We start from the raw sequence: 4,765 nt of genomic DNA, 5'->3' as shown, positions 1-4,765 counted from the left end.
GTCATGGCGGCGGATGGGGCGGTCACGGCGGCGGCTGGGGACGAGGACGCTACTGGGGCGGTCGCTGGTATCCCTATGGCGTAGGTCAGTGCTGGAGATGGACTCCCGCCGGCTGGATTTGGGTCTGCTATTAAGAGAGAAACCTGACGCCCCAATCTCCAAACATTCGCCCCGCAAGGGATGACGAGGAGATTGGGGCTCAAGATATTAACAAAGCGCGGAGCGACAAAAACTTGCGCCCGCAAAGAATGCTCATCCGCGCGAGACGAAATAGGACAAGCGCTCCCTCGCCGTCGCGCCAATGACGAGAGGCGGCAGGTCAAAGCGCTCAAGCCGTCGTTCGTCGTCATGCCCTGTGGTAGGGATGACCCGACAAAATCGTCATCCCCCGATAGATCTGTTCGGCCGCCAGAATGCGCGCCAACTGATGCGGCAGCGTCATTGCGCCGAAGGAGAAGACCGCGGTCGCGCGAGCGCGCACGCTCTCATCGAGCCCTTCGGCGCCGCCGATTGCAAACCAGAGCGCCTTGCGGCCATTATCTCTTTCGTCGGCGATGAATTGCGTAAAACCTGCGCTCGTCACCGCACGGCCGCGCGCGTCGAACGCCGCAAGTCGAGATTCTGGCGGCAGCGCCGCGAGCAGATCCGCGCCTTCGCGCGACGCCCGCTCGGCCGCGGAGGCGGCCTTGCTCTCGTCGATCTCTTTAAGCTCAAGGCCTTCGAAGCCTAGTCGCCGAAAGGCGCCGACGCGCTCGGCGTATCGCGCGTAAAGCTCTCTCTCCGGACCGCCCTTCAGGCGGCCGACGCAAATCAGTCCCAGTTTCATCCGGCGCCAAGCAGCACGAGAAGACGGACGAGCGATCCAAAAGGGAAAGCTCGATCAGATCCCGTCAGACCAGGCGAATCTCCACCGGACGGTCGCCGCCCCACATCTTTTCGAGATTGTAGAACTGGCGCACTTCGGGACGGAAGACGTGGACGATGACGTCTCCGGCGTCGATCAGCACCCAGTCGCATTGAGACAGGCCCTCGACGCGCGGCGCAACCACGCCCGCGGCCTTCAATGCCTTGATCGCTCTGTCGGCGATGGCGCCGACATGCACGGTCGACCGGCCCGTCGCGATGACCATGTCATCGGCGAGAGCCGTCTTTCCGCGCAGATCGATGGAGACGATGTCCTCGGCCTTGGTTTCGTCCAGGCTGGCGAGAACCTGTTGCACGATTGAGCCGGCCAACGGCGCTCCTGCGCCAATTCCCGGCCGGAGCGGACGTGAATCCGCACCCGGATGAACACCTGTCGACAGCGTTGCAACCCTCATGCTCTGCAGCCCAAACCCGCGAGTACGGAGGGCCGCAACGCAAGGATGGGGCGCTTCCCGAAAAATTGCAATAGAAACTGCGGTGTTGCAAAACGCCGAAAAGAAAAAAACCCGGCTCGGGCGCCGGGTTTTTGAAGGCGGTTCGGGCTAATCGAGAGGCGGGAGGAACCTCAAAGCCGGAACAAGCGAAACATAATCGATTTGCGCCGAAAGCGTAGGCCGAATTTCTCGGCGCAGCGTTCGGCGCAGCGAAAAGCGGGGAAAAGCCCCTGAATCGGGATCCGAAAATCGTTTCGCCAATTCAGGATATAATCATCTTAACAATGTGTTATGAAGCGCCATAGGCGGTCCGTGGTCAAATTGCAACAGATGTCAAGTTTGTTGCTGGAGCGCTGCTTTTGGCGCGGTCCAATATGGCGAAATCATGGAATTAGAACCATGGAGCCGCTGGTGGCGCGTGATTCGAGCGCGGCATGCGCCTTGGCCGCATCGGCCAGCGGAAATCGCGCCGGTTCGCCGAGAGACACGAAGCCCTGCTTCGCCGCATGCAGGAGATCGTCCATCATCTCCTCATAATCGCGCCGCCGCGCGATATGCGTGAACAGCGACGGGCGCGTGGCGTATAGCGAACCCTTAAGCGCTAGAAGGCCGATGTCGAAAGCCTCGATCGGACCTGAGGCCGAGCCGAAGCTGACGAACATGCCGAACGGCTTCAAGCAATCGAGCGATTCCGGAAAAGTCGCGCGCCCGACGCCGTCATAGACGACGTCGCACAGCTTGCCCTTAGTCAATTCCCGAACCCGTTCGACGAAGTTTTCCTCCCGGTAAAGGATCGTATGCCTGGCGCCCGCCGCCTCCGCGATCTTCGCCTTGTCAGGAGAGCCGACAGTGGCGATGACCCTTGCGCCGAGTCCGTTTGCCCATTGGCAGAGAATCTGTCCAACGCCGCCGGCGCCGGCGTGCACCAGAACGCGATGGCCTTTCTTCACCTTGAAGGTCTTGCGCAGCAAATATTGCGCGGTCAGCCCCTTGAGCATCATCACCGCCCCCTGCTCATAGCTGAAGGCTTTCGGCAGATGGATCACTGAATGAGCGGCGATGTTGCGCGCCTGCGCATAGCCGCCGAGCGCGCCGACATAGGCGACCCGCTCCCCGACTTTGAAAGACTTCACATTTTTGCCGACGGCGATCACGTCGCCGGCGCCTTCATGGCCGGGAATGAACGGATAGTCCGCCGGATAGGCGCCGGTGCGGCGATAGATGTCGATGTAGTTGACGCCGATGGCGCGCTGACGGATCTGCACTTCGTCGACCGCCGGCGCCGGCAGCTCGACATCCTCCATGACAAGAGCTTCCGGTCCGCCGGGCTGATGCACGCGAATCGCCTTAACCATCGATCTCTCCTTTCGCGATCGCGCCGCCCTTACGCAAAAGCGGCAAGGCCAGAAAATAGCAGCCTGTCACGACCAAAACCGCCTTTACGCTGAACGAAGCGGCCGCAAGATTCTGGGCCACCGCCGCGATCGCCGCCGCGGCCCAAATGCCGGTGACGGCGATCGTCACGGGACGCAAGCGCCTGACGCGCAGCGGGTGAATGAAGACGACAGGCGCGAACATAAGCGCGGTCGCCGCCAAGATGACCGCAAGGCTCGCGTTCGCAGGCGCCTGCAGGACAAGAAGATAGAACACGACGACGTTCCAAAGCGCCGGGAATCCTCGAAACCAGTAATCTGAGGTCTTCATCCGCCGATCGGCGAAATAGAGCGCCGAACAGGCACAGACCAAGGCGCAAACAGCTTCGGCGACCGCCGGCTCGATAAGGCCCGACCGCCACAGCGCCACAAGCGGCGTGACCACATAATTGAGAAAATCGACGACGAGGTCGAGCGCCACGCCGTCGATAAAGGGCGCCGTTTCGGTCACTTTGAAGCGTCGCGCCAGCGCGCCGTCCACTGCGTCGACGAAGAGCGCAACGCCAAGCCAGCCGAACATCGCGGCGAAGCGCCCATCGGCCGCAAGGAACAGCGCGATCAGGCCGAGGGCCGCGCCACTCGCCGTGAATAGGTGGACAAGAAGGCCGATGAGCCGGGAAGACGTCACGTGGCGCGGAAGGACTGGAGAAGCGGGACGCAAGACTACACCGGCGCTCGCGCCAGTCCAAAGGCGCCCGGCTCGCGCTCCGAAGCGTCTCCCGCTATAACGAGCTGTGGAGACGGCTGAGATGGAACCGGCGCAAGAAGGCACTACATCGGAGATTCTCGTCGCTGGCGCCGGCGCGACCGGCCTTGCAGCGGCTTTGGCCTTTGCGCGCGCCGGATTCAAGACGACGCTCGCCGGTCGAATTCCGCCGCCGCTGCCGGGCCGCACCGTCGCGCTATTCGAAGCATCGGTTCGCTTTCTCGACGCGCTCGGCGCGCTGGAGCGCGTCAGGGCGCGGGGCTGCGCAGTGGAAGCCATCCACATGATCGACGACACCGACCAATTTCTGCCGGTGCCGGAACTCAGCCTGCGCGCCCGCGAGATCGGCCTGCCGGCGCTCGGCGTCAACGTGTCGAACGACGACCTCGTCGCGATCCTGCTCGATCTCTGTCGCGATCGGCCTGAAATCGAAATCATCGACGCCGATATTGCCGATTATGAATTCAACAGCGACGGCGCCGCCGCCATTCTTGCCGATGGGCGACGCCTGCAGGCCGATTTCATCGTCGCGGCGGATGGTCGGAACAGCCGCGCCCGCGCTGTCGCCGGCATCGACGTAAAGGAATGGACCTATCCGCAGATCGCCCTCACCATGGTTCTGCGCCACGAGTTTCCTCACGAAAATATCTCGACGGAATATCACACGCGCTCGGGACCCTTTACGCTGGTGCCGCTGCCCGCGCGCGAGGAGGCGCCGCATCGTTCGAGCCTCGTCTGGCTGATGAGCGTCGCCGACGCGCGACGGCGCCTCGCCAAACCGCGCGAGGAGCTCGAATTTGAAATCGAGGATTACGCCAAGTCGGAACTCGGGGCGATGCGCATCGAAGGCGACATTGGCCAGTTCCGAATGGGCGGCATGCAGGTGTCGAAACATGCGACGGGACGCCTCGCGCTGGTTGGCGAGACCTGTCACATCTTTCCGCCGATCGGCGCGCAGGGATTGAATTTAAGCCTGCGCGACGTGGCCGACCTCGAGGATTGTCTCGCCAGCGTCGATCTCAAGAACGCGCGCGAATTGTCGCGGGCGCTCGCGCGCTATGACCGTCACCGGCGCGCCGACATCGGCTTTAGAACGCATGGCGTCGATCTGCTCAATCGATCGCTGATCATTCCCTATCTACCGGTCGATCTGCTGCGCGGCGCGGGCTTCATCGCCATGGCGGCGCTCGGTCCGCTGCGACGCGCGGTCATTCGCGAGGGCGTGCTGCCGCATCTCGTGCTGCCGCGGCTGATGCGCCGGCCGGCGC

Annotated in this window: 5 protein-coding genes; 1 reads left to right on the top strand and 4 read right to left on the bottom strand. The window is 62.9% G+C overall.

From position 1 onward, the window contains the following. Nucleotides 1-346 precede the first annotated feature (346 nt). The 4 genes from rlmH to QZ964_RS14545 all read right to left on the bottom strand — a co-directional run bounded on the left by rlmH (nucleotide 347) and on the right by QZ964_RS14545 (nucleotide 3,419). Nucleotides 347-826, bottom strand: coding sequence for a 23S rRNA (pseudouridine(1915)-N(3))-methyltransferase RlmH (gene rlmH / locus QZ964_RS14560; protein ID WP_292532368.1), 480 nt, complete (start codon nucleotides 824-826; stop codon nucleotides 347-349). A 64-nt stretch (nucleotides 827-890) separates the two neighbouring features. Continuing rightward, nucleotides 891-1,235, bottom strand: coding sequence for a ribosome silencing factor (gene rsfS, locus QZ964_RS14555; protein WP_292532367.1), 345 nt, complete (start codon nucleotides 1,233-1,235; stop codon nucleotides 891-893). 506 nt (nucleotides 1,236-1,741) lie between these two features. Further along, nucleotides 1,742-2,713 (bottom strand): quinone oxidoreductase, encoded by a 972-nt coding sequence (locus QZ964_RS14550; protein WP_292532366.1) that lies wholly within the window; start codon nucleotides 2,711-2,713, stop codon nucleotides 1,742-1,744. Beyond that, entirely contained in the window at nucleotides 2,706-3,419 is a 714-nt protein-coding gene (locus tag QZ964_RS14545) for a CDP-alcohol phosphatidyltransferase family protein (protein ID WP_292532365.1), read from the bottom strand. The genes QZ964_RS14550 and QZ964_RS14545 overlap by 8 nt, the downstream gene beginning before the upstream one ends. Before the next feature lie 121 nt (nucleotides 3,420-3,540). Between QZ964_RS14545 and QZ964_RS14540 the strand changes: the two genes are divergently transcribed. Continuing rightward, on the top strand, nucleotides 3,541-4,765 hold a 1,225-nt coding region (locus tag QZ964_RS14540), incomplete at its 3' end, for an FAD-dependent monooxygenase (RefSeq protein ID WP_292532364.1).

The organism is Methylocystis sp. (assembly GCF_021731785.1).
Lineage (GTDB): Bacteria > Pseudomonadota > Alphaproteobacteria > Rhizobiales > Beijerinckiaceae > Methylocystis.
Note: the sequence above shows the minus strand (reverse complement) of the source record. Positions and strands in the feature narration are given on the sequence as shown.